The sequence below is a fragment of the uncultured Brachyspira sp. genome (assembly GCF_949287625.1).
GTDB lineage: Bacteria > Spirochaetota > Brachyspiria > Brachyspirales > Brachyspiraceae > Brachyspira.
The window spans coordinates 1-3,412 of sequence record NZ_CASEGO010000171.1 but is presented as its reverse complement, the minus strand read 5'-3'; the positions used below and the strand labels follow the sequence as shown (position 1 = coordinate 3,412).

Here is a 3,412-nt window from a genome sequence, read left to right as displayed (position 1 = left end):
TAGGTATTCCTTTTTGTTTGTTGTGATAATTTAAATTATAAGGAATACCTCCTTTTTTTAAACTAAAACTGTGCAATATCTATGGCTCTTAAACAAAATTTAAAAAATTTATTTTTTGACAAACTGTATTTGTTTAGGTATATTATATAAATTTAAATATTTAAACTATTACCAATTATCATTAAAATAATTTTAGAACAAATAAAAGACTGATACTACTTCTAGCATCAGTCTTTAAATTTTTTTATTAATTTTTACTTAAGCTTTATAAGGAACTTTTACTATAGCTTTTTTAACATGAGTTTTTCCTGTTTTTGGAGGAAGTCCTACTCTATGTGCATCATAAGGAAGAAGTATCAAAATTTCTCCCTGAGATAAAGTTAAGCGTACTGTTCCTTCTCCTTCCCAATCATGATAATCTGTTTTTTCATCATAAGTTTTAGGTTTTAAAGTAGAAGTATTTGCTATTATAAAATCTTCAGCTCCCTCAAATATAATCTGAATATCAACAAATTTTAAATGAGATTCCCAAGGCGGATTATCTTTATTCTCATATTCTGTAACATTAATAAAAGCACCTTCACAAATTTCTTTGTCTAGTAAATGTTTTCCGTTAGGTAGTTTTTTTAATTCATCATAATGATTTCTAATATAGTTTTTTGCTTTCCATATAGTATCATGAAAATCCTGATTAAATTCACTGTTTATTGGTTTTAATATCATAATAAATCCTTTAATAATTTTTTAATGCTGTTATGCACACGTGAACAACTATACTTAATAAGCATAACAGCAAAAAATAATACTTTTTAATTATAGTTTAGATAAATATTTATCAAACATACCTTTTAATAAGGCTTTTTCACTGTCGCCAAGAGGTTTTGAACCCATAGGAGCTCTGCAGTAAGAAACAGCGGAAGGATCGTAGAAAGTAATACATTCTTTAAGAGCTGGATATATACCTACTTTTAATAAAGTTGATATTACATCATTCATATCATGCTGAATTTTTAAAGCTTCTTCCATATCTTTTTTTTCAACAGCTTCTATAACTTTTTTAGCCAATGGAGCTTGAATATTGTAAGTAGAACCAATACCAGATCTTAAACCATAAGAAGCATAAGCTATTAATAGTTCGTCAAAACCAGCCCACATCATTTTTGTAGGGAATTTTTGTTTTAATCTTTCAAGTAAGAATAAATCAGATGAAGTGTATTTTATACCCATTACTCTGTCATTTTCGAATAATTTGCCAAAATCATCTAAAGATATACTGTTATTTGAAAGTGTAGGTAAGAAATATATAACAATAGGTGTTTTGCTTGTAGAGTTTAATATAGTATTATAATATTTGCTAATATCAGCAAAAGAGAATGGATAATAGTATGGAGTAACAGCAGAAATCAGATCATAACCTAATTCTTCAGCTTTATTTGCCATTTCGCATGCTTCATTAAGATTTAAAGTACCTACATGAGCAATAAGAGGAATTTTACCAGCAACCTCTTCTTTTGTTATTTCAAAAACTGCCATTCTTTCTTCTTTAGACATAAGAAGTCCCTCTCCTGTAGAACCTCCTACATATAAACCGTCTACTTTCATGCGGTCTATATTATGTCTTACATATTTTCTTAAAACATTTTCATCCAATTTACCTTCTTTTGTAAATGGAGTCATTAGAGCTGATAATATACCTTCGCATCTATTCATATTACTTCTCCTTAAAAAAATTTATTAAGCGTTTATGTATGCTTAATATATCTATATTGTATAAAGTAAGTCCAATTTTTGCAATATCTATACTCTTTATTTTGCAAAAAATATTTGCAAACTATAATCTTTTTGTTATAATTCATTATTGTAATATAAAGTTTTGTATATAAATATGAAAGATGAACGTATTTTAATGTTTTTAAAATTTATTTCTATAGTATTTCTAGTGCTATTTATACTTCTTAATATAGCTTCTATTTCATATTATGAAAATAAATTTATATTTATACTATTATTTCTATTATTTTTATTATTTTTTATTCCTTCATTTATACTTTACAAATATTTAACAAAAATGTATTTAATTAAAGAATATAAAGAAATAGAAGAAAAGACATTGGACGGTAAAATATACAGATTTGAAAAAATAAACAGTTCAGCAATAAATGATTATCAAAAGGCAATAATAGACTTAAAAGAGAAAAACAGCTATATTTTAGGAAGATATGATGTACTTGATAATATAAAAAAACAATATAAGAGAGATATGAAAAAAGCAAGAAAACTTCAGCAATACATGATTCCAAATAAAATGCCAAACAATAATTATATTACTTCAGCATCATTATATAAACCATTTGAAGTAATAGGCGGAGATTTTTTTGACTATGTGAATATAGATAATAACCGAATACTATTTATTATGTCTGATATAAGCGGACATGGTGTAGAGGCGGCAATCATTACTGCTATGTTTAAAACAGCTTTTAGAAATTTGGCTTCTTCTTTCAAATCTGTAAGTTCTTTTTTGTATGATATAAATAACTATCTATTACAGATACTTCCAATTAACTATTATCTTACTATGATTATAGCAGAAATAGATTTAAAAAATAAAAAACTTACATATTCAAATGCTTCTCATACTCCAATGCTTTTAGTAAGAGAAAATGGTATAAATGAATTTACTAAGGGGGGCACCATAATAGGACTTTTTCCAAAAGCAAAATATGAGGAAGAAACCATTGATATAAAAACAAATGACATATTATTTTTTTATACTGACGGAGTAACAGAAGCCTCAAAATCAAAGAATAAGTACGATTTATATGGTATAGAAAGATTAAAAAAAGTTCTTTATGATAATAGAAGTAATAAAATAGAAAAAATAATGGAAAATATAGAAAAAGATTTTTACGAATATCTTTCATATATGGCTCCTGATGATGATTTTACTATTGCAGCATTCAAATTAAAATAGATAAGTTTTTATTAAAGTATGAATTAATAGACTTATTTCAAAAGTACTTGATAATATTACATATAAAATTTTTATAAATTATAAAAATTTTATATGTTGTATATACCTAAACAGATATAGTTTGTCAAAAAATAAATTTTTAAATTTTAGATTTGTGTGGGCTATCCCTGCGAAGCACACAGTCATGCCCGCTCTGCGTTCCGACGAAGTCCGCCTGCGACCGAAGGAAGTACCATTAGGTATGGTGTTGGCAAAAACTTTGGCGAAGCCCGCAGAGCGTGTGCGTCAAAAAAGTTGATAATAATTATATAATGTGCAGTAGTCGGCAAAATGAAATCGTTTCAGTATATACTGAAAATTTTTAAGTTTGTCAATTTTTTAATTTATGGTATAATCAAAATATGGATTTTAATTTAACAGACGAAGAAATAAAATTTT

General features: G+C 26.3%; 3 protein-coding genes. 1 reads left to right on the top strand and 2 read right to left on the bottom strand.

Features of this window, described 5'->3' with window-relative positions; all coding sequences use genetic code 11:
* Window positions 1–258: 258 nt before the first annotated feature.
* Together Q1X91_RS15165 and Q1X91_RS15160 are read right to left on the bottom strand one after the other, a co-directional pair.
* Window positions 259–723: a YhcH/YjgK/YiaL family protein gene (locus tag Q1X91_RS15165; RefSeq protein ID WP_300759388.1), complete on the bottom strand. Its 465-nt coding sequence runs from the start codon at window positions 721–723 to the stop codon at window positions 259–261.
* Window positions 724–813: 90 nt separating this feature from the next.
* Window positions 814–1,710 carry an N-acetylneuraminate lyase gene (locus Q1X91_RS15160; RefSeq protein ID WP_300759386.1) on the bottom strand — a complete coding sequence of 299 codons (897 nt, stop codon included), beginning with the start codon at window positions 1,708–1,710 and terminating at the stop codon, window positions 814–816.
* 175 nt (window positions 1,711–1,885) lie between these two features.
* Here Q1X91_RS15160 and Q1X91_RS15155 point away from each other — a divergent pair, with 175 nt between their 5' ends.
* Complete coding sequence (locus Q1X91_RS15155; protein WP_300759384.1) at window positions 1,886–2,974, top strand: PP2C family protein-serine/threonine phosphatase; 1,089 nt, start codon at window positions 1,886–1,888, stop codon at window positions 2,972–2,974.
* Window positions 2,975–3,412 lie beyond the last annotated feature (438 nt).